Origin of the sequence: Pseudomonas trivialis, from assembly GCF_001439805.1 — a bacterium.
In the GTDB taxonomy this organism is placed as follows: domain Bacteria; phylum Pseudomonadota; class Gammaproteobacteria; order Pseudomonadales; family Pseudomonadaceae; genus Aquipseudomonas; species Aquipseudomonas trivialis.
This window is the reverse complement of the sequence record NZ_JYLK01000001.1, coordinates 578,557-599,970: the sequence shown is the minus strand read 5'-3', so window position 1 is coordinate 599,970 and position 21,414 is coordinate 578,557. Positions and strand designations below refer to the sequence as shown.

At 62.5% G+C, this 21,414-nt stretch carries 15 protein-coding genes; 13 read left to right on the top strand and 2 right to left on the bottom strand.

All coding sequences use genetic code 11. The features are described from left to right. Positions 1–61 precede the first annotated feature (61 nt). Both gbdR and TU79_RS02750 read right to left on the bottom strand, forming a co-directional pair. A complete protein-coding gene (gbdR, locus tag TU79_RS02755) occupies positions 62–1,162 on the bottom strand; it encodes a choline metabolism transcriptional regulator GbdR (protein ID WP_057006594.1) in 1,101 nt (366 codons plus the stop codon). Between the two features lie 502 nt (positions 1,163–1,664). After that, complete coding sequence (locus TU79_RS02750) at positions 1,665–3,041, bottom strand: L-serine ammonia-lyase (protein ID WP_057006593.1); 1,377 nt, start codon at positions 3,039–3,041, stop codon at positions 1,665–1,667. Between the two features lie 413 nt (positions 3,042–3,454). Between TU79_RS02750 and TU79_RS02745 the strand changes: the two genes are divergently transcribed. The 13 genes from TU79_RS02745 to yccS all read left to right on the top strand — a co-directional run bounded on the left by TU79_RS02745 (position 3,455) and on the right by yccS (position 21,344). Continuing rightward, a complete protein-coding gene (locus TU79_RS02745; RefSeq protein WP_057006592.1) occupies positions 3,455–4,402 on the top strand; it encodes a choline ABC transporter substrate-binding protein in 948 nt (315 codons plus the stop codon). Positions 4,403–4,471: 69 nt separating this feature from the next. Next, on the top strand, positions 4,472–5,317 hold the full coding sequence (gene choW / locus TU79_RS02740) for a choline ABC transporter permease subunit (RefSeq protein WP_057006591.1): 846 nt from the start codon (positions 4,472–4,474) through the stop codon (positions 5,315–5,317). Continuing rightward, positions 5,314–6,492 (top strand): choline ABC transporter ATP-binding protein, encoded by a 1,179-nt coding sequence (gene choV / locus TU79_RS02735; protein ID WP_003234473.1) that lies wholly within the window; start codon positions 5,314–5,316, stop codon positions 6,490–6,492. The genes choW and choV overlap by 4 nt, the downstream gene beginning before the upstream one ends. Positions 6,493–6,723: 231 nt before the next feature. Then, a complete protein-coding gene (gene betI, locus TU79_RS02730; protein WP_057006590.1) occupies positions 6,724–7,317 on the top strand; it encodes a transcriptional regulator BetI in 594 nt (197 codons plus the stop codon). Positions 7,318–7,378: 61 nt separating this feature from the next. Beyond that, positions 7,379–8,851 (top strand): betaine-aldehyde dehydrogenase, encoded by a 1,473-nt coding sequence (gene betB, locus TU79_RS02725; protein WP_057006589.1) that lies wholly within the window; start codon positions 7,379–7,381, stop codon positions 8,849–8,851. A 189-nt stretch (positions 8,852–9,040) separates the two neighbouring features. Further along, positions 9,041–10,735, top strand: coding sequence for a choline dehydrogenase (gene betA / locus TU79_RS02720; RefSeq protein WP_057006588.1), 1,695 nt, complete (start codon positions 9,041–9,043; stop codon positions 10,733–10,735). A 139-nt stretch (positions 10,736–10,874) separates the two neighbouring features. After that, positions 10,875–12,317, top strand: coding sequence for a TldD/PmbA family protein (locus tag TU79_RS02715; protein ID WP_057006587.1), 1,443 nt, complete (start codon positions 10,875–10,877; stop codon positions 12,315–12,317). Continuing rightward, positions 12,317–13,633, top strand: a complete 1,317-nt coding sequence (locus TU79_RS02710; protein ID WP_057006586.1) for a TldD/PmbA family protein — start codon at positions 12,317–12,319, stop codon at positions 13,631–13,633. Before TU79_RS02715 ends, TU79_RS02710 begins: the two co-directional genes overlap by 1 nt. Positions 13,634–13,839: 206 nt before the next feature. Continuing rightward, positions 13,840–14,730 (top strand): alpha/beta fold hydrolase, encoded by an 891-nt coding sequence (locus TU79_RS02705; protein WP_057006585.1) that lies wholly within the window; start codon positions 13,840–13,842, stop codon positions 14,728–14,730. Positions 14,731–14,765: 35 nt separating this feature from the next. After that, complete coding sequence (gene mdtD, locus TU79_RS02700) at positions 14,766–16,193, top strand: multidrug transporter subunit MdtD (protein ID WP_057006584.1); 1,428 nt, start codon at positions 14,766–14,768, stop codon at positions 16,191–16,193. 130 nt (positions 16,194–16,323) lie between these two features. Beyond that, positions 16,324–17,661: an ATP-dependent RNA helicase DbpA gene (gene dbpA / locus TU79_RS02695; RefSeq protein WP_231986904.1), complete on the top strand. Its 1,338-nt coding sequence runs from the start codon at positions 16,324–16,326 to the stop codon at positions 17,659–17,661. Between the two features lie 160 nt (positions 17,662–17,821). After that, positions 17,822–19,000: a BaiN/RdsA family NAD(P)/FAD-dependent oxidoreductase gene (locus TU79_RS02690; protein ID WP_057006718.1), complete on the top strand. Its 1,179-nt coding sequence runs from the start codon at positions 17,822–17,824 to the stop codon at positions 18,998–19,000. A gap of 160 nt (positions 19,001–19,160) precedes the next feature. After that, positions 19,161–21,344: a YccS family putative transporter gene (gene yccS, locus TU79_RS02685; RefSeq protein ID WP_057006582.1), complete on the top strand. Its 2,184-nt coding sequence runs from the start codon at positions 19,161–19,163 to the stop codon at positions 21,342–21,344. The last annotated feature ends 70 nt before the right edge of the window (positions 21,345–21,414 follow it).

Below are 21,414 nucleotides of genomic sequence, written 5' to 3'. Positions count from 1 at the left end.
TTGAAGGTATTCACAATTCAAAATGTGGGAGGGGGCTTGCTCCCGATACAGGCAACGCGGTCTACAGCCTTACACTGGCAAACGTCGACTCATTGCGCGCCTGGCTCAACGCCGACATCGGTCCCGACAGCGGCGACAACAGCGCCTGCGGAATCGGCAACATCGCCACCTGCTGGGTGGTGTTGGAGCCGACGCGTTCATCCCGTGGCGGAATGCCGAAGTATTCGCGGTAGCACTTGGAGAAGTGCGGCGTGGACACGAACCCGCACACCGAGGCCACTTCGATGATCGACATCGGCGTTTGCTTGAGCAACTGGCGCGCACGGATCAGGCGCAGCTTGAGGTAATAGCGCGACGGCGAGCAGTGCAGGTATTTCTGGAACAGCCGCTCCAGCTGGCGCCGCGACACGGCGACGTACACCGCCAGTTCATCCAGGTCGATGGGCTCTTCGAGGTTGGCCTCCATCAGCGCGACGATTTCCTGCAGCTTCGGCTGGTTGGTGCCGAGCATGTGCTTGAGCGGCACGCGCTGGTGATCCTGTTCGTTGCGGATGCGTTCGTAGACGAACATTTCGGAGATGGCTGCCGACAATTCACGGCCGTGGTCGCGGCTGATCAGGTGCAGCATCATGTCCAACGGCGCGGTGCCGCCGGAGCTGGTGAAGCGGTTGCGGTCGAGGGTGAACAAGCGCGTGCTCATGGCCACGCGCGGGAAGGCTTCCTGCATCGACGCCAGGCATTCCCAGTGCACGCTGCAATCGAACCCGTCGAGCAGGCCGGCACAGGCCAGTGCCCAACTGCCGGTGCACACCGCACCCAGGCGGCGTGACTGGCGCGCCTGGCTCTGTAGCCATGACACGTGCTCACGGGTCACGGTGCGCTGGATGCCCACGCCGCCGCACACAATGACGATGTCCAGGGCCGGAGCTTTGTGCATGGAGGCATCGGGGGTGATTTGCAGGCCGTCGCTGGCCCACACCTGGCTGCCGTCGGCACTCAGGGTGGTCCAGCGATACAGTTCGCGACCGGACAGCTGATTGGCCATGCGCAGCGGTTCCACCGCCGACGCCAGGGAAATCAGCGTGAAATTGTCCAGCAGCAAAAAGCCGATGGATTGAGGCGCACGGTTCTGGGGTTGGGCCCCTGAGTTGAACGACGTCATCGCGGTATCTCCTCACACAAAGCAGTTGATGGCCTCAGGCGAGGCTCTTGTTATTGCGCTCTTTATCCATAAAGAAGAGAGGCTTTGAATTGATAGAGCAAATGCCGTGCCTGAATTTGAATGCCTATTCAATAAATCCTGAAAACGACCTGTTGACGCGTCTATATAAGCCCACGCAGGGAGTACGGGATAGGGCCGAAAAAGGCGTCCGTTCAAAAGGGGTGAGCAGATCGGTAGCACTTGTGGGAAGGCGCTTTGCGGGCGCAGGAGAAGTCTGTCACCCGATGCACAGGTGAGGGGTAGTGGCGGGGGAAGTCGTTCGCTGGCTACTTATCTGTTTGCGACGCGCTAAAAGGTGGCGCTTCCGGGTTCGGGTGTTCACTTTATGAGCAGTGTCGGAGTAAGCAACCGCTATCGGGGAGCAAGCCCCCTCCCACATTTGGAGGTATTCACAATTCAAAATGTGGGAGGGGGGCTTGCTCCCGATGCGGGCAACTCGGTCTCAGCACTCAACCGCGCTGACCGCCAGGCCACCGCGCGACGTTTCCTTGTACTTGTCATGCATGTCCGCGCCGGTATCGCGCATGGTACGGATCACCCGGTCCAGGGAGATAAAGTGCTGACCATCGCCACGCAGGGCCATTTGCGCGGCGTTGATCGCTTTCACCGCGGCAATCGCATTGCGCTCGATGCACGGTACTTGCACCAGGCCACCCACCGGATCGCAAGTCAGACCGAGGTTGTGCTCCAGGCCGATTTCGGCGGCGTTGCACAGTTGCTCCGGGGTCGCGCCAAGAATCTCCGCCAGCCCGGCGGCGGCCATGGCGCACGCAGAACCCACCTCGCCCTGGCAGCCGACTTCGGCGCCGGAGATCGACGCGTTCTTCTTGCACAGAATCCCCACCGCCGCAGCGCCGAGCATGTAGTCGACCACGTTGGCTTCGGTGACGTCTTCGCTGAATTTCATGAAGTAGTGCAGCACTGCCGGAATGATCCCTGCCGCGCCGTTGGTGGGGGCGGTGACCATGCGCCCGCCGGCGGCGTTCTCTTCGTTGACCGCCAGGGCGAACAGGTTGACCCACTCCATGGCGCTCAGGGTGGAGCCGATTACATTCGGTTTGCCCAGCTCTTGCAGGCTGCGGTGCAACTTGGCCGCACGGCGCCGCACATTCAGCCCGCCGGGGAGGATGCCTTCATGCTTGAGACCCTGCTCCACGCAATCCTGCATGGCGCGCCAGAGCTTCATCAGGCCGCTGCGGATTTCCTCTTCCGAGCGCCACACTTTTTCGTTGGCCAGCATCAGTTCGGCGACGCGCAGGTTGTGGGTCTTGCACAACTGCAACAACTGCGCCGCGCTGGAAAAATCATAGGGCAGCTCGGTGCGGTCCATATCAGCCACGCCGCTTTGCGCCTGAGCCTCGTCCACCACAAATCCGCCACCCACCGAGTAGTAGGTGTCGCGGTGCAATTCGCCGTGCTGGTCAAACACCACCAGGGTCATGGCATTGGGGTGAAACGGCAGGTTCTCGTCGAGCAGGCGCATGTCCCGCGCCCACACAAAGGGCACCGGTAAACGCCCGTCGAGCAGCAGCGTGTCGGTTTCGCGCAGGGTGCTGATGCGGATGCCGATCTGCGACGGATCAATGGCGTCCGGCCACTCGCCCATCAGGCCCATGACGGTGGCGGTGTCGCTGCCGTGACCGATGCCGGTGGCCGACAATGACCCGTACAGCTGAACTTCAACGCGGCAAACCTGTTCCAACAGGTCACGTTCACGCAGTGTCTGAACGAACAACGCCGCGGCGCGCATGGGACCGACGGTGTGAGAACTCGAAGGCCCGATGCCGATCTTGAACAGGTCGAAAACACTGATAGCCATTAACGTGAAACTCCTCGGTGGACACAAATCGGACACCCGGGAGCTGCTACGCTCAGATCGCCCAGATGGCGGCATCATCAGGCTTTTGTCGGCCGTCACGGCGTCTCACACCGACGCAACCATGCTCACTAGCGTCGCCTGCGTGCAATCGCCTGTTTTGGCCGTTTTTTGCGGTGCGCAAGGCTGAAAACTGCGGTTTCGCCTTGAGAAAAATCTGTAAGCGACGTCACCAATACTGGATACGACCCTCCCTGTACTGGATACGACGCCCCCTGTAGGCGTCAGATTTTCACTGGTACATGATCAGTCCCGACTCGTTTGCAAGGCACCGTGCCAAAGCTGCATCGCACGCTCCAACCGCAACACTTATAAAGCGCGGCGATTGCCGCCAGAAAAAACAGGAGTCTAGCCCTATGAAAGCTTCACCCTCGTTGTTGTTGGCCGCCATGCTGAGTCTGCCCGTCATGACTCACGCTGCAGAACCGGAACAGTGCAAGACCGTCAACTTCTCCGATGTCGGCTGGACCGACATTACCGTCACCACCGCGACCACCAGCGAAATTCTCAAGGGCCTGGGCTACAAGCCGCGCACCACGATGATTTCGGTACCTGTGACCTACAAGTCGCTGGCCGACGGCAAGAACATGGACATCTTCCTCGGCAACTGGATGCCGACCATGGAAAACGACATCAAGCAGTACCGTGATGCCGGCACCGTGGACACCGTACGCGCCAACCTGGAGAACGCCAAATACACCCTGGCCGTGCCGGAAGCGCTGTACAACAAGGGCCTGAAAGACTTCGCCGATATCGCCAAATTCAAGGACGAGCTGGACGGCAAGATCTACGGCATCGAGCCTGGCAACGACGGCAACCGCACCATCCAGACCCTGATCGACAAAGACGCCTTCGGCCTCAAGACCGCCGGTTTCAAAGTCGTCGAGTCCAGCGAAGCGGGGATGCTTTCGCAGGTGGAGCGCGCTGCCCGGCGCGACAAGGCTATCGTGTTCCTCGGCTGGGAACCGCACCCGATGAACACCCGTTTCAAGATGAAGTACCTGACCGGGGGTGATGACTCATTCGGCCCCAACTACGGCCAGGCCACCATCTACACCAACACCCGCAAGGGCTACACCCAGGAATGCAGCAACGTGGGCCAGTTGCTGAAAAACCTGGTGTTCAGCCTCGACATGGAAAGCACCCTGATGGGCAAGGTTCTGGACGACAAACAGAAGCCCGACGCCGCTGCCAAGACCTGGCTCAAAGCCAACCCGCAAGTCCTCGATACCTGGCTCGCCGGTGTGACCACCGTCGATGGCAAACCCGGGCTCGACGCCGTTAAAGCTTACCTCGCCAAGTAACCTCCGCTGACCCCGGGCCGGTGCGCTGGCCCGGGATGTTTTCCCCTTCGCATGTGGACATTCACTACCATGCTGACTGAACAGAAAATCCCACTAGGCCAGTACATCGCTGCCTTCGTCGAATGGTTGACCGAACACGGTGCCAACTACTTCGACGCAATCGCATCGACACTGGAAACGATGATCCACGGCGTGACGTTCGCGCTGACCTGGTTCAATCCACTGGCATTGATCGGTCTGATTGCGCTGCTGGCTCACTTTATTCAACGCAAATGGGGGCTGACTGTCTTTGTCATCGCCTCCTTCCTGCTGATCCTCAACCTGGGGTACTGGCAGGAAACCATGGAAACCCTCGCGCAGGTGCTGTTCGCCACCCTGGTCTGCGTGGTCATCGGCGTGCCGCTGGGCATTGTTGCCGCGCACAAACCGATGTTCTACACCATGATGCGGCCGGTACTCGATCTGATGCAGACCGTACCGACCTTCGTCTACCTCATCCCTACCCTGACCCTCTTCGGGCTGGGTGTGGTGCCTGGTTTGATCTCCACGGTGGTGTTCGCGATTGCCGCGCCCATCCGCTTGACCTACCTGGGTATCCGCGACGTACCGCAAGAGTTGATGGACGCCGGCAAGGCCTTCGGCTGCTCGCGCCGTCAGTTGCTCTCGCGCATTGAACTGCCCCACGCCATGCCGAGCATTGCCGCCGGCATCACCCAATGCATCATGCTGTCGTTGTCGATGGTGGTGATCGCCGCCCTGGTGGGCGCCGACGGCCTCGGCAAACCGGTGGTCAACGCACTGAACACCGCTGATATCGCCCTGGGCTTTGAAGCGGGCCTGGCGATCGTGTTGCTGGCCATCATGCTCGACCGCATCTGCAAACAACCCGAAGCCAAAGCAGGGGGTGATGCATGAGCATTATCCGATTCGACAAGGTCGACGTGATCTTCTCCAAAGACCCACGCGAAGCGCTCAAGCTGCTGGACCAGGGCATGAGCCGTAACGAGATCCTGAAAAAGACCGGGCAGATTGTCGGCGTGGAAAACGCCAGCCTGGACATCCAGAAAGGCGAAATCTGCGTGCTGATGGGCCTGTCAGGCTCCGGCAAGTCGAGCCTGCTGCGCTGCATCAACGGCCTCAATACCGTGAGCCGTGGCCAGTTGTTCGTCGAGCATGAAGGCCGCCAGATCGACATCGCCTCGTGCACACCCGCCGAGCTTAAGATGATGCGCACCCAGCGCATTGCCATGGTGTTCCAGAAGTTCGCCCTGATGCCCTGGCTGACGGTGCGCGAAAACATCAGCTTCGGCCTGGAAATGCAGGGTCGTCCGGAGAAGGAACGACGCAAGCTGGTGGATGAAAAACTCGAGCTGGTGGGCCTGACGCAATGGCGCAACAAGAAGCCGGACGAGCTGTCGGGCGGCATGCAGCAACGTGTGGGCCTGGCCCGTGCGCTGGCGATGGACGCCGACATCCTGCTGATGGACGAACCCTTCTCCGCCCTCGACCCGCTGATCCGCCAGGGCCTGCAGGATGAACTGCTGGAACTGCAGCGCAAGCTGAACAAGACCATCGTGTTCGTCAGCCACGACCTGGATGAGGCGCTCAAACTGGGCAGCCGCATCGCGATCATGAAGGACGGCAAGATCATCCAGTACAGCGTGCCCGAAGAGATCGTGCTGAACCCGGCCGATGACTACGTGCGCACCTTCGTCGCGCACACCAACCCGCTGAACGTGCTGTGCGGCCGCAGCCTGATGCGCACGCTGGACAACTGCACGCGCGTCAACGGTTCGGTATGCCTGGACCCGGGCGGCGATTCGTGGCTGGACCTGGCCGAAGGCAATACCATCCAGGGCGCGCGACAGAACGGCGTGGTCATGAATCTGCAGAACTGGGCGCCGGGCCAGGCGGTTGAAAGCCTGGAGCGGGTGCCGACGCTGGTGGATTCCAATATCGGCATGCGCGATGCGTTGCAGATTCGCTACCAGACCGGCAACAAGCTGGTGTTGCATGACAACAACAAGGTGGTCGGCATCCTCGGAGACAGTGAGCTGTACCACGCCCTGCTGGGCAAGAACCTGGGCTGACAGACTCTGCACAACAACCTGTGGGAGGGGGCTTGCTCCCGATAGCGGTGTATCAGCCACAGAGGGTGCGGCTGACAGCCTGCAATCGGGAGCAAGCCCCCTCCCACATTTTTTTAAGCCGATTCCAGCCCGCATTTTTTATTGATTGAACGTTCAATCAAAACAAAATAGACTGGCCCTCAAGCCGGTAGACGCATTTGGCCCATCAGCGGCCTACGGAAGAGGTGAAACATGCCCAAGGTCGGTATGCAACCCATACGCCGCCAGCAGTTGATCGAGGCCACGTTGACGGCCATCGACCAGGTCGGCATGGCAGACGCCAGCATTGCGCTGATCGCGCGTTTGGCCGGTGTGTCGAACGGCATCATCAGTCATTACTTTCAGGACAAGAACGGCCTGATCGCGGCAACCATGCGTTACCTGATGAATGTGCTGATCGAGCGCGTCCAGGAGCGTCGACAGGCGTTGGAAGACGACAGCCCCCGTGCACACCTGCAGGTGATCATCGGCGGCAACTTCGACGCCAGCCAGGTCAGTGGCCCGGCAATGAAAACCTGGCTGGCCTTCTGGGCCGCCAGCATGCACCACCCGTCATTGCACAGGTTGCAGCGGATCAACGATCACCGCCTGTATTCCAACCTGTGTTGCCAATTCCGCCGGGTGCTGCCGCTGCCCGAAGCACGCAGCGCAGCCCGCGGCCTGGCGGCCCTGATCGACGGTTTGTGGTTGCGCGGCGCCCTCTCGGGAGACGCTTTCGACACGGCGCAGGCGCAGCGGATCGCTTACGAATACATGGATCTCCAATTGGCCAAGCAGGTGAGCTAGCGCACGAATACGCGCTTAACTCCCGAACCGCGCCAACCACTCATGCACATGCGAGGACTTTATGGCCCGTTTCGAAACGCAAAAACTCTACATTGACGGCGGCTACAGCGACGCTGGCAGCGATGCCACCTTTGAAGCCATCAACCCGGCGAACGGTGAAGTGCTCGCCCATGTACAACGCGCCACTCAAGAAGACGTCGAGCGTGCCGTGGTCAGCGCCGAAAAAGGTCAGAAAATCTGGGCCGCGATGACCGCCATGGAGCGTTCGCGCATCCTGCGTCGCGCCGTCGATATCCTGCGCGAGCGCAACGACGAACTGGCCGCCCTGGAAACCCTGGACACCGGTAAAGCCTTCTCCGAAACCCAATTCGTGGACGTCGTCACCGGCGCCGACGTGCTGGAATACTACGCAGGCCTGGTGCCCGCCATCGAAGGCGAGCAGATCCCGCTGCGCGACACCTCGTTCGTCTACACCCGCCGCGAACCGCTGGGCGTGGTGGCCGGTATCGGCGCGTGGAACTACCCGATCCAGATCGCCCTGTGGAAATCCGCACCGGCCCTGGCCGCCGGCAACGCGATGATCTTCAAGCCCAGCGAAGTCACTTCGCTGACCACCCTGAAACTGGCCGAGATCTACACCGAAGCCGGCGTACCGGCAGGCGTGTTCAACGTGCTCACCGGCAGCGGCCGCGAAGTCGGCACCTGGCTCACCGAACACCCGCGCATCGAGAAAGTCTCGTTCACCGGCGGCACCGACACCGGCAAGAAGGTAATGGCCAGCGCTTCCAGCTCTTCGCTCAAAGAAGTGACCATGGAACTGGGCGGCAAGTCGCCGCTGATCGTGTTCGAAGACGCCGACCTGGACCGCGCCGCCGACATCGCGATGATGGCCAACTTCTACAGCTCCGGTCAGGTGTGCACCAACGGCACTCGCGTGTTCGTGCCCAAGCAACTGCAAGCGGCGTTCGAAGCCAAGATCCTTGAGCGCGTGGCGCGCATTCGCGTCGGCGACCCGCAGGACGAAAACACCAACTTCGGCCCGCTGGTCAGCTTTGCCCACATGGAAAGCGTGCTCGGCTACATCGCCAAGGGCAAAGAGCAAGGCGCACGCCTGCTGTGCGGCGGCGAGCGCATGACCGAAGGCGACCTGGCCAAAGGCGCCTACGTGGCCCCGACCGTGTTCAGCGATTGCACCGACGACATGGTGATCGTGCGTGAAGAAATCTTCGGCCCGGTGATGAGCCTGCTCACCTACGAGACTGAAGAAGAAGTGATCCGCCGCGCCAACGACACCGACTTCGGCCTGGCCGCCGGCCTTGTGACCAAGGACCTGAACCGCGCCCACCGCGTGATTCATCAGCTCGAAGCAGGCATCTGCTGGATCAACGCCTGGGGCGAGTCCGACGCGAAGATGCCGGTGGGCGGCTACAAGCAATCGGGTGTGGGCCGTGAGAACGGGATCAGCTCGCTGAACAACTTCACCCGCATCAAATCGGTACAGGTTGAGCTGGGCGATTACGCCTCGGTGTTCTAAAACCGGGGGCCATGCCCCGGTGGCGAGCGGGCTTGCCCCGCGATGGGCTGCGAAGCAGCCCCATTCCAGCCCGGCACAGTCTTTTCAGATAGAACTCCAGCGCTGACTTTGCGACTGCTGCGCAGTCGAACGGGGGGCAAGCCCCCTCGCCACAAAAGCAGCCGGACCAAATTTTACGAGGGTACATTCATGTCCCAAGAATACGACTACATCATTGTGGGTGCCGGCTCCGCCGGTAACACCCTGGCGACCCGTCTGACCGAAGACGAAGGCGTCACCGTTCTGCTGCTGGAAGCCGGCGGCCCCGACTATCGTCTGGATTTCCGCACCCAGATGCCCGCCGCCCTGGCGTTCCCACTGCAAGGCCGCCGCTACAACTGGGCCTACGAGACCGATCCCGAGCCACACATGGACGGGCGCCGGATGGAATGCGGTCGCGGCAAAGGCCTGGGCGGTTCCTCGCTGATCAACGGCATGTGCTACATCCGTGGCAACGCGATGGACTATGACAACTGGGCCAAATTGCCGGGCCTGGAAGACTGGACTTACCTCGACTGCCTGCCTTACTTCCGCAAGGCCGAAACCCGCGACATCGGCCCGAACGATTGGCACGGCGGCGACGGCCCGGTCAGTGTGACCACGCCCAAGGCCGGCAATAACCCGCTGTTCAGCGCCATGGTGGAAGCCGGCGTGCAGGCCGGTTACCCGCGCACCGAAGACCTGAACGGCTACCAGCAGGAAGGCTTCGGCCCGATGGACCGCACCGTCACGCCCAACGGCCGTCGCGCCAGCACCGCGCGCGGTTACCTGGACACCGCCAAGAAGCGTTCGACCCTGACCATCGTCACCCACGCCCTCACCGACAAGGTGCTGTTCGAAGGCAAACGTGCAGTGGGCGTGCGTTACCTGATCGGCGCCGCCGAAGAACGCGTTGAAGCCCGCGCACGTAAAGAAGTATTGGTATGCAGCGGCGCCATCGCTTCGCCGCAACTGCTGCAACGCTCCGGCGTCGGCCCGGCCAAACTGCTGGAGAGCCTCGACATCCCGGTGGTCCACGACCTGCCCGGTGTCGGCGAAAACCTGCAGGACCACCTTGAGCTGTACCTGCAATACGCGTGCACCCAGCCGGTGTCGCTGTACCCGTCGCTGCTCTGGTACAACCAGCCAGCCATCGGTGCCGAATGGCTGTTCAACGGCACCGGTATCGGCGCCAGCAACCAGTTCGAAGCCGGCGGATTCATCCGTTCGCGTCCGGAATTCGAATGGCCGAACATCCAGTACCACTTCCTGCCGGTGGCGATCAATTACAACGGCAGCAAGGGTGTGCAGGAGCACGGTTTCCAGGCGCACATGGGCTCCATGCGTTCGCCAAGCCGTGGCCGTGTGCAGGTGAAGTCAAAGAATCCACGGGACTACCCGAGCATCCTCTTCAACTACATGGCCTCGGAGCAGGACTGGGAAGAATTCCGCGACGGCATCCGCCTGACCCGCGAAATCATGCAGCAGCCGGCGCTGGACCCTTACCGTGGCCGCGAAATCAGCCCGGGCATCGAGGTGCAAACCGATGAACAGCTCGACACGTTCATCCGCGAGCACGCCGAAACCGCGTACCACCCGTCCTGCTCGTGCAAGATGGGCACCGACGAGATGGCCGTGGTCGATGGCGAAGGCCGCGTGCATGGCATGCAGGGCCTGCGGGTGGTGGATGCGTCGATCATGCCGATCATCACCACCGGCAACCTCAACGCGCCAACGATCATGATCGCTGAGAAAATCGCCGACAGGATCCGCAACCGCAAGCCGTTGCCGCGCAGCACTGCCGACTATTACGTGGCGGGCGATGCGCCGGTGCGCGGCAAGCCGTTGCGTGAGATAGCGCAGTAACTGATACCCCTTGTGGCAAGCCCGCTCGCCACACTCAGGGGTGCATCTGCCACAACGAACGGCCTTTCCTTGATCAGCTCACCGGCCCAGGCCTACTCTGTTCGCCTGCCCGCGCTGAGCCGCCCACAAGGAAGGCCCCATGTTCGACCACCACGCCACACTCAAACAGCACTTCAACGCCCTGCGCACCACCGCCGACTTCTTCTCGCTGCGCTACGTGCGCGAATCCGGTCAGTACCTGTCGGTGCGCAAGAACGTCGCCGAACCGCCGCACCTCAGCCACGACGAAGGCGCCATGCTCACCGTTCGTCTCAACGGCGTGCAAGCCTACGCCGCGACCAACGACATTTCCCTCGCCGGCCTGCAAGCCGCCCTCCAGCGCGCCGAACAGCAAGCCCGCCAGATCAAGCCCCATGCCCTGCTCGACCTGCATCAGCAGCCGGTGTCCAGCGACGTGGCCGATTACCTGTCACCCAACTTCGAACACGCCTTTCCGTCACTCAGCGACTGCTACCAACTGCTGGGCGATGAATCCGCCGCCGTGCCCAGGGACGAGCGCCTGGTGAGCTGGGACGTAAGCCTGGGCCTCACCCACGTCGAGCAGATCTACCTCAACAGTGCCGGCGCCGAACTGCGCCAGGCCCAGCGCTTTGTGTTCCCCGGCGTCAACGTCACCGCCTTTGATGGCCACGACAGCCAGACGCGTACTCTGGGCGGCAGCAACTTCGGCCAGCAGGGCGGCTTCGATGTGATCAGCCGCTTCGGCCTGATCGGCGCTGCGCCACGCGTCGCCGACCAGGCGCTGCAACTGCTGCTCGCGCCGAACACGCCCCAGGGCCCGCGCGACCTGCTGTTGATGCCCGACCAGATGATCCTGCAGATCCACGAATCCATTGGCCACCCGCTGGAACTCGACCGCATCCTGGGCGATGAGCGCAATTACGCCGGCACCAGCTTCGTCAAGGCCGAAGACTTCGGCCATTTGCAATATGGCTCGCCGCTGCTCAACGTGACCTTCGACCCGCACATCCCCGAGCAGCTCGCCAGCTATAGCCATGACGACGACGGCACTGCGGCCAGCAAACAATTCCTGATCCGCGAAGGGCTGCTGCTCAAACCGTTGGGCGGTGCGCTGTCGCAGTTCCGCTCCGGCATGGACGGTGTGGCCAACAGCCGCGCCAGCAGCTGGAACCGCCCGCCCATCGACCGCATGGCCAACCTGAATATCGAGCCCGGCGACCAGAGCCTGGCGCAGATGATTGGCGCCATCGAGCACGGCATTCTGATGTCGACCAACCGTTCATGGTCCATCGACGATGCGCGCAACAAATTCCAGTTCGGCTGCGAATGGGGCCAGTTGATTGAAAAAGGTGAACTCAAGGGCGTGGTGAAAAAACCCAACTACCGGGCCATTTCTGCACAGTTCTGGCGCAACCTCAGCGCCGTGGGCGACGCCAGCACGTTCCAGGTATTGGGCACGCCCAACTGCGGCAAGGGCGAGCCCAACCAGGTGATCCGCGTCGGCCATGCGTCGCCGGCCTGTGTGTTCAGCAACGTTGATGTGTTTGGGGGAGATGCCTGATGAACGATTTCAAGGCATTGGTGCAGTGGCTCCAGCAAGCCGTCACCGACAACGAACAATTTCACCTGGGCTACGCGGCCGAGTCGTCCGAATTCGTGCGATTCAACCACGCCAAGGTACGCCAGGCCGGGCATGTGCAGCAGGCCAGCCTGAACCTCAAGCTGATCAGCGATGGCCGGCATGCCGACCTCGGCATCACTCTGGCCGGCTCGCCGGCACTGGATCGCCAGCGCCTCGCCGATGGCCTGCAACAGTTGCGCGACACCTTGCCGTTGCTGCCACAGGATCCTTACCTGCTGCTCAATCAGGAGCCTTGGCAAAGCCACAACGAACACGTGAGACCGCTGCCGGACCTGGCCCGTGTGCTGGAGGAGATCAGCCAGGCCGCAGCCGACGTTGACCTGGTCGGTTTCTACGCCGCAGGCCCGATCAGCCGTGGTTTTGCCAGTTCGAACGGCGCGTTCGGCTGGCATCAGGCCAATAGCTTCAACTTCGACTTCAGCCTGTTCCATGCCAACGGCGAAGCGGTAAAGGCCAGCTACGCCGGGCACACGTGGGACAGCGCCGAATTCGCCGCGCGCCTCCAGCAGGCGCGCGCGCAGTGGGCGTTTCTCGGTCGGCCGCTGCACCCGCTGCCGCCCGGGCACTACCGCGCCTACCTCGCTCCGGCGGCGCTGGAAGAAATCATCAGCATCATCACTTGGGGCGGTTTTTCAGCCCAGGCCATCGCCAGCAAAGGCAGCTCGCTGCAAAAGCTCTATGCCGGTGAGCAGCCGCTGAGCCCATTGGTGACCGTCACCGAGCAGATCAGTGGCTCGCTGAGCCAGGCGTTTTCCACCGAGGGTTACCCGCGCGGCGATGTCACGTTGATCAAGGCCGGTGCTGCCTGCGACCAGTTGGTGAATTCGCGCAGCGCCGCCGAATACGGCCTGCCCGCCAACGGCGCCAGCAGTGATGAATCCCCCAGCGCCCTGCAGATGGCGGCGGGCACGCTCGCCCAGGCCGATATCCTCAAGCAACTGGGCACCGGGCTGTACATCAGCAACCTGTGGTACCTGAACTACTCCGACCTGCCGGCCGCCCGCCTCACCGGCATGACGCGCTTTGCCACGTTCTGGGTGGAGAACGGCGAAATCAAGGCGCCAGTCAGCACCATGCGCTTTGATGACAGCGTCTACAGCCTGCTAGGCTCGCAGCTGGAAGCGCTCACGGCAGAGCGGGAATTGCTGTTGTCACCGAGCACCTACGGCCAGCGCAACACCGCGTCCAATCTGCTCCCGGGCGCGCTGGTCAAACGCCTCACCCTGACCCTCTAATCCCCGCTCCCGATGGCGGCGCATCAGTCATGCAGGTGGTGACTGACACACCGCCATCGGGAGCAAGCCCCCTCCCACAGTGTCCTGCGTTGTTTCTGACATCTGCTTCCGATCTTGCGTGACGCCCCCGTGCAGCCTGTTGTCGCCTGCTGAAAAGCTCGCTATAACGGTTAGTGGCAGACCGCCATCCCACAGGAAGTGCGACGATGAATCATGGAAGTTTCGTCATAGAGAAGCTGTTCAAGCATTACAACATTCACGTGGAGCAACTGGGCAACGACCCGCAGAAGAAAACCGTGCTGATGGTCAATGGCGCGCTGTCCACCACGCGCTCCTTTGCGCGCACCAGCAAGTGCCTGGCCGAGCATTTCAATGTGCTGCTGTTCGACCTGCCATTCTCCGGCTACTCGCGCGAACACAACACCGATCTGGACCTGGTGACCAAGGACGATGAGGTGCACATCCTGTGTGCGCTGGTGGAGCGCTTCGCGGTCAACCACCTGGTGTCGGCGTCCTGGGGCGGTATCTCCACGCTGCTGACCCTGGCCCATAATCCGCCGTCCATCGAAAGCTCAGTGGTGATGGCCCTGGCGCCCAACCTCAACCCGGTGATGCTCGACTACGTGGAACGCGTGCGCGTGCTGATCGAAGCCGATGACAAATCCGCCGTGGGCCATCTGCTCAACGAGACGGTCGGCCAGTACCTGTCGCCGCGCCTCAAGCGCAACAACCACCGCCACCTGTCGAACATGGCGACCACCGAGTACCGCCAGGCGCGTTTTCATATCCGTCAGGTGCTGGCGCTGGGTGACGGCAACTACCTGCCGGCGTTGCGCCAGATCGATACGCCGGTGCACTTTCTCAATGGTGCGCTGGACGCCTACACCCCAGCCGCCGACGCCCAATTGTTCAAACAGTACGTGGGGCGCAGCAGCTTTGCCGTGGCCGAGCACACCGGCCACCTGCTCGACCTCGAATCGCGCGAGGCGGCGGCGGCCGTGCACCGGGCGCTGTTGGACTTCCTGGTCGGCAAACACGCAACGCTGTCGGAATTAGACCAACCGCCAGTGGGAAAACGCGCGGCGGATGGCGCATAATCGCCGATACATAGCCAGCTAACCAAAGGATTGCCATGCCGACCCGCGCCCCTCTCGACGCCAAGACCGCTCGCTGGCTGCCCTGGGTGGTGGCGATTGCCTTCTTCATGCAGTCGCTGGACGGGACGATTCTCAACACGGCCCTGCCGGCGATGGCCCAGGACCTCGCGGAAAACCCGCTGCGCATGCAAGGGGTGGTGATCGCCTACATGCTCACCGTCGCCTTGCTGATCCCTGCATCCGGTTGGATCGCCGACCGCTTCGGCACCAAGAAAATCTTCTTCGGCGCAATCATGCTGTTCAGCATCGGCTCGCTGCTGTGCGCGCTGTCGAGCAGCCTGAGCATGCTGGTGGGCGCGCGGGTCGTGCAGGGCCTGGGCGGCGCGCTGATGCTGCCGGTCGGCCGGCTGGTGGTGCTGCGCGCCTACCCGCGCTCCGAGCTGGTGCGGATCATGGGGTTCATCACGATTCCCGGCCTGCTCGGCCCACTGCTCGGCCCGACCATGGGCGGCTGGATGGTGCAATACATGACCTGGCACTGGATCTTTCTGATCAACCTGCCGGTGGGCATCATCGGCTGCTTCGCCGTGTGGAAATTCATCCCCGACCTGCGCGGCAGCGAGCGCACGCGCTTTGACGGCATGGGCTTTGTGCTGTTTGGCGCGGCGATGGTGCTGATCACCATCGCCATGGAAGGCCTGGGCGAACTGCACCTGCCGCACCTGCGCGTGATGCTGCTGCTGTTCGGCGGGCTGGCGTGCCTGGCGGCGTACTGGCTGCGCGCGGGGCATATCGAGAACCCGCTGTTTTCGCCGGTGCTGTTCAAGACCCGCACCTTTGCCGTGGGCATCCTGGGCAACCTGTTCGCGCGCCTGGGCAGCGGCGCCCTGCCCTTTCTGGTGCCGCTGCTGCTGCAGGTGGCGCTGGGTTATTCACCGTCCCAGGCCGGCATGAGCATGCTGCCCCTGGCGGCGGCGGCGATGTTTGCCAAGTCGATCGCGCGGCCGCTGATCGAGCGCCTGGGTTATCGCGTGGTGCTCACCGGCAACACCCTGGCGCTGGGCCTGATGCTGGCGAGCATGGGCCTGGTCAGCGAGCAGACGCCCTACCCCTTGCTGCTGGCCATGCTGGCAGTGCTGGGGGCGATCAACTCGTTTCAATTTACCGCGATGAACACCGTCACCCTGATCGACCTCGATGACGCCCAGGCCAGCAGCGGCAACAGTTTGCTGTCGGTGGTCGCGCAATTGTCCCTGAGCCTGGGCGTGGCCTGTGCCGGTGCGTTGCTCGGCGGGTTCACCGCCGAAGCCGGCAACGACGGCGTGAACACCGTACTTGGCGCGTTCCAGCTGACCTTCCTCACCGTGGGCGTGATGGCGATGCTGGCGGCGGCGATCTTCCTGCAACTGTCGCCAGGCGACGGCAAGCGGGCGATCAACCGCGAACACGACCTGGAGCACTGACGGGCGTCTCGTCTAGAACTTGCGGGGAAAATCCCGCAGGGCTGCTACACTGCGCGACATTTTGTTTTGCAGAGCCAGTCCCGTGACTACCATCGCCACCGCTTTTAATACTTTGCCCCTGTCCGCCGCCATGCTGGCTAACCTCGACTCGCTGGGTTACGTCGAGATGACGCAGATCCAGGCGCAAAGCTTGCCGGTGATCCTCAAGGGGCTGGACCTGATTGCCCAGGCCAAGACCGGCAGCGGCAAGACCGCCGCCTTCGGCATCGGCCTGCTGAACCCGATCAACCCACGCTACTTCGGTTGCCAGGCGCTGGTGATGTGCCCCACCCGTGAGCTGGCCGACCAGGTCGCCAAGGAAATCCGCCGCCTGGCCCGCGCCGAAGACAATATCAAGGTGCTGACCCTGTGCGGCGGCGTGTCCCTCGGCCCGCAGATCGCTTCGCTTGAGCACGGCGCCCACGTCATCGTCGGTACGCCGGGGCGCATCCAGCAGCACCTGCGCAAGGGTTCGCTGGTGCTGGACGGCCTGAACACGCTGATCCTCGACGAAGCCGACCGCATGCTCGACATGGGCTTCTACGACGCCATCGAAGACATCATCAGCAAGACCCCGCCACGCCGCCAGACCCTGCTGTTCTCGGCCACCTACCCGGTGAGCATCAAGCAACTGGCGTCCAAGTTCATGCGCGCGCCGCAACAGGTGAAAGCCGAAGCGTTCCATTCCGATGACCAGATCGAGCAGCGCTTCTACGAGATCTCGCCGGAAGAACGCATGGATGCCGTGACGAAGGTGCTGGCGCATTTCCGCCCGGCGTCATGCGTGGCGTTCTGCTTTACCAAGCAGCAGGTGCAGGAAACCGTGGATCACCTGACCGCCAAGGGCATTTCCGCGGTCGGCCTGCACGGCGACCTGGAACAGCGCGACCGTGACCAGGTGCTGGCGATGTTCGCCAACCGCAGCACCTCGGTGCTGGTGGCCACCGACGTGGCCGCGCGCGGCCTGGATATCGACGCGCTGGACATGGTGATCAACGTCGAACTGGCCCGCGACTCGGAAATCCATATCCACCGCGTGGGCCGTACCGGCCGCGCCGGTGAGACCGGCCTCGCCATCAGCCTGGTGGCGCCGTCCGAAGCGCACCGTGCCCAGGCCATCGAGCAACTGCAGAAGTCGCCGCTGAACTGGGACCAACTGGACAACCTCAAGCCGCAAAGCGGGGGTCCGTTGCTGCCGCAGATGAGCACCCTGTGCATCGCCGCAGGGCGCAAGGACAAAGTGCGTCCAGGCGACATTCTTGGCGCGCTGACCGGTGACGCGGGCATCCCGGGTGCCCAGGTCGGCAAGATCGCGATCTTTGATTTCCAGGCCTTCGTGGCCGTGGAACGCGGCATCGCCAAACAGGCGCTGCAGCGCTTGAACGACGGCAAGATCAAGGGCCGCTCGCTGCGCGTGCGTATCCTGTAAAAATCTCAAGCTATACAGAGATCCAAATGTGGGAGGGGGCTTGCCCCCGATGGCGGTGTGTCAGTCAGTCCATCTGTCACTGATACACCGCTATCGGGGGCAAGCCCCCTCCCACAGTTTTGATTACATTTCAGATGAATATTTGTATGAGGACATGGCTGTGCGCTCGACCGAAGTTGTGATCATTGGCGCCGGCGCCGCAGGCTTGATGTGCGCACTGACCGCCGCCGGGCGCGGGAGGCAGGTCATGTTGCTGGACCACGCGAACAAGGCCGGCAAAAAGATCCTGATGTCCGGCGGTGGCCGCTGCAACTTCACCAATATGTACACCGAGCCTGCCAACTTCCTCTCGCACAACGCGCACTTCTGCAAGTCCGCCCTGGCGCGCTACACCCAGTGGGATTTCATCGCGCTGGTGGCCAAACACGGTGTGCCGTACCACGAGAAAAAACTTGGTCAGCTGTTCTGCGACAACAAGTCCAGCGACATCCTCGGCATGCTGCTCGACGAATGCATCCAGACCGGCGTGAGCCTGCACCTGGACACGTCAATCCAGGACATCGCCAGGGTCGACAACGGCTATCGGTTGCAGACCACCCTGGGTGAGCTGCACTGCGAATCCCTGGTGATCGCCACTGGCGGCCTGTCGATCCCGACCCTGGGCGCCACCGGCTTTGGCTATCAGGTGGCCAGACAGTTCGGCCACGAACTGCTGCCAACCCGCGCAGGGCTGGTGCCATTCACCATCACCGACCAGCTCAAGGAACTGTGCGGCGAGCTGTCCGGCACCTCGGTGGATTGCCTGGTCAGCTGCAACGGCCAGAGCTTTCGCGAGAACATCCTGTTTACCCACCGTGGCCTGAGCGGGCCGGCGATTCTGCAGATTTCCTCGTACTGGGAATCGGGCGACACGGTGGAGATCAACCTGCTGCCCGACCACGACGCCCACACCTGGCTGCAAGCGCAACAGGTCGAGCGCCCCAACAGCGAGCTGAAAACCCTGCTGGGCGAAATCTTCACGAAAAAGATGGCCAACCTGCTGGCGGACACCTGGTTTGCGTCCAAGCCGATGAAGCAGTACACCCATGCCGACATTGCCGACATCGCCAACAAGCTGGGCAACTGGCAATTGGTGCCGGCGGGCACCGAGGGCTATCGCACCGCCGAGGTAACGCTGGGCGGGGTGGATACGCGGGAAGTCTCGTCCAAGACCATGGAATCCCTGAAAAGCCCGGGTCTGTACTTTATTGGCGAAGTGCTGGACGTGACCGGGCATCTGGGCGGGTTTAACTTCCAGTGGGCCTGGGCATCGGGTTATGCGGCGGCGCAGTATGTCTGAAGGATGTACTCGATCAAATGTGGGAGGGTGCTTGCTCCCTCCCACATTTGGTTGGTGGTGTGCCTGAGAGATATTTTGCCCTCTGATGTGATCACCGCCCTTGCCGTGGCGTCCTTGATAGCTCAATTTAGCGACATCGCTCTGGAAGACGCCCGACTTCATGTCATCGACCTCGTTCAAGCACTCCCTGAGGCGCCTGTGGGCGCTGGATAAATTCAGCTACAGCATTCGGGTGTTCATCGCCCTCACCGGCAGCATGGCGCTGTGCTGGTACCAGAATGAAATGGCGCTGCTGATCCCGCTGTTCCTGGGGATCATCGCCAGCGCTCTGGCCGAGACCGACGACAGTTGGCAGGGCCGCCTCAATGCCCTGGCGGTGACGCTGGTGTGTTTCAGCATCGCCGCGCTGTCGGTGGAGCTGCTGTTCCCCTACCCCTGGTTTTTCGCCCTCTCCCTCGCCCTGGCGACGTTTTGCCTGACCATGCTCGGCGCGCTGGGCGAACGCTACGGCGCGATTGCTTCGGCCACGTTGATTCTGTCGGTGTACACCATGATCGGCGTGGACCAGCGCGGCGGCGCGGTCAGCGACTTCTGGCACGAGCCGCTGCTGCTGGTGGCCGGCGCAGCCTGGTACGGCGTGCTGTCGGTGGTGTGGCAGGCGCTGTTTTCCAATCAGCCGGTGCAGCAAAGCCTGGCGCGGTTGTTTCGTGAGTTGGGGCGTTATCTCAAGCTCAAGTCGTCGCTGTTCGAACCTATCCGCCAGTTGGATGTGGAAGCACGCCGCCTGGAACTGGCGCAGCAGAATGGCCGGGTGGTCGCCGCGTTGAACGCCGCGAAGGAAATCATTCTGCACCGCGTGGGCAATGGTCGACCGGGCTCGAAAGTCAGCCGTTACCTCAAGCTGTACTTTCTGGCCCAGGACATCCACGAACGCGCCAGCTCGTCCCACTACCCCTATAACGCGCTGGCCGAGGCGTTCTTCCACAGTGACGTGCTGTTCCGCTGCCAGCGCCTGTTGCGCCAGCAGGGCAAGGCCTGCCAGGCGCTCGGCGAGTCGATCCAGCTGCGCCAGCCGTTCATCTATGACGACAGTTTCGCCGAGGCCCTAGGCGACCTGAACGCCTCGCTGGAACACCTGCGCCTGCAGAGCAATCCGGCCTGGCGCGGCCTGCTGCGTTCGCTGCGGGCCCTGGCGGCCAACCTGTCGACCCTCGACCGCCTGCTCGGCGACGCCAGCAACCCTGACGCCCTGGCCGACGCCACCGACAGCAACCTGCTGGACCGTGCGCCGCGCAACCTCAGGGAAATGTGGACCCGCCTGCGCACCCAGCTCACGCCGACATCGCTGCTGTTTCGGCATGCGTTGCGCCTGTCTCTGGCGCTGACCATCGGCTACGCCACCCTGCACGCCATTCACGCGTCCCAGGGTTACTGGATCATCCTCACCACACTGTTCGTCTGCCAGCCCAACTACGGCGCGACGCGGCGCAAGCTCGGCCAGCGGATCATCGGCACGGCCATCGGCCTCACGGTGGCCTGGGCGCTGTTCGACCTGTTCCCCAGCCCCCTGGTGCAATCGATGTTTGCCATCGCCGCCGGCCTGGTGTTCTTTATCAACCGCACCACGCGCTACACCCTGGCCACCGCCGCGATCACGCTGATGGTGCTGTTTTGCTTCAACCAGGTGGGCGATGGCTACGGGCTGTTCCTGCCAAGGCTGTTCGACACCTTGCTCGGCAGCCTGATCGCGGGCCTGGCGGTGTTCCTGTTCCTGCCGGACTGGCAGGGGCGACGTCTAAACAAAGTGCTGGCCAACACGCTGACCTGCAACAGCATCTACCTGCGCCAGATCATGCAGCAATACGCCGCCGGCAAGCGCGACGATCTGGCCTACCGCCTGGCCCGACGCAACGCGCACAACGCCGACGCGGCGCTGTCCACTACGCTGGCCAACATGCTGATGGAGCCGGGGCACTTTCGTAAGGAAGCCGATGTGGGGTTCCGCTTTCTGGTGCTGTCGCACACCTTGCTCAGCTATTTGTCGGGCCTGGGCGCGCACCGCGACACCCAACTGCCGGCGGAAATGCGCGAGCAGTTGATCGATGGCGCGGGCAACAGCCTGGCGGCGAGCATCGATGAGATCGCCAGCGGCCTGGCCGACAAACAACCGATTGCGATTCAGAGCGACGCCGAAGAAGCCCTCGCGGCGCAGCTTGAGCAGATGCCGGATGAAATCGATGAAGGGCAGCGGCTGGTGCAGACGCAGTTGGCGTTGATTTGCCGGCAGCTGGGGCCGTTGCGCACATTGGCGGCGCATTTGATCAAGGACACCCGCGCGGCTTGAATCGCTATCGGGAGCCCCCTCCCACATTTGAAAGGTATGCACACATCAAGCTGTGGGAGGGGGCTTGCTC

What these genes read in the sequence shown, in the direction of transcription:
- gbdR (WP_057006594.1), bottom strand. Translation starts at nt 1,162, where the DNA reads ATGACGTCGTTCAACTCAGGGGCCCAACCCCAGAACCGTGCGCCTCAA.
- TU79_RS02750 (WP_057006593.1), bottom strand. Translation starts at nt 3,041, where the DNA reads ATGGCTATCAGTGTTTTCGACCTGTTCAAGATCGGCATCGGGCCTTCG.
- TU79_RS02745 (WP_057006592.1), top strand. Translation starts at nt 3,455, where the DNA reads ATGAAAGCTTCACCCTCGTTGTTGTTGGCCGCCATGCTGAGTCTGCCC.
- choW (WP_057006591.1), top strand. Translation starts at nt 4,472, where the DNA reads ATGCTGACTGAACAGAAAATCCCACTAGGCCAGTACATCGCTGCCTTC.
- choV (WP_003234473.1), top strand. Translation starts at nt 5,314, where the DNA reads ATGAGCATTATCCGATTCGACAAGGTCGACGTGATCTTCTCCAAAGAC.
- betI (WP_057006590.1), top strand. Translation starts at nt 6,724, where the DNA reads ATGCCCAAGGTCGGTATGCAACCCATACGCCGCCAGCAGTTGATCGAG.
- betB (WP_057006589.1), top strand. Translation starts at nt 7,379, where the DNA reads ATGGCCCGTTTCGAAACGCAAAAACTCTACATTGACGGCGGCTACAGC.
- betA (WP_057006588.1), top strand. Translation starts at nt 9,041, where the DNA reads ATGTCCCAAGAATACGACTACATCATTGTGGGTGCCGGCTCCGCCGGT.
- TU79_RS02715 (WP_057006587.1), top strand. Translation starts at nt 10,875, where the DNA reads ATGTTCGACCACCACGCCACACTCAAACAGCACTTCAACGCCCTGCGC.
- TU79_RS02710 (WP_057006586.1), top strand. Translation starts at nt 12,317, where the DNA reads ATGAACGATTTCAAGGCATTGGTGCAGTGGCTCCAGCAAGCCGTCACC.
- TU79_RS02705 (WP_057006585.1), top strand. Translation starts at nt 13,840, where the DNA reads ATGAATCATGGAAGTTTCGTCATAGAGAAGCTGTTCAAGCATTACAAC.
- mdtD (WP_057006584.1), top strand. Translation starts at nt 14,766, where the DNA reads ATGCCGACCCGCGCCCCTCTCGACGCCAAGACCGCTCGCTGGCTGCCC.
- dbpA (WP_231986904.1), top strand. Translation starts at nt 16,324, where the DNA reads ATGCTGGCTAACCTCGACTCGCTGGGTTACGTCGAGATGACGCAGATC.
- yccS (WP_057006582.1), top strand. Translation starts at nt 19,161, where the DNA reads ATGTCATCGACCTCGTTCAAGCACTCCCTGAGGCGCCTGTGGGCGCTG.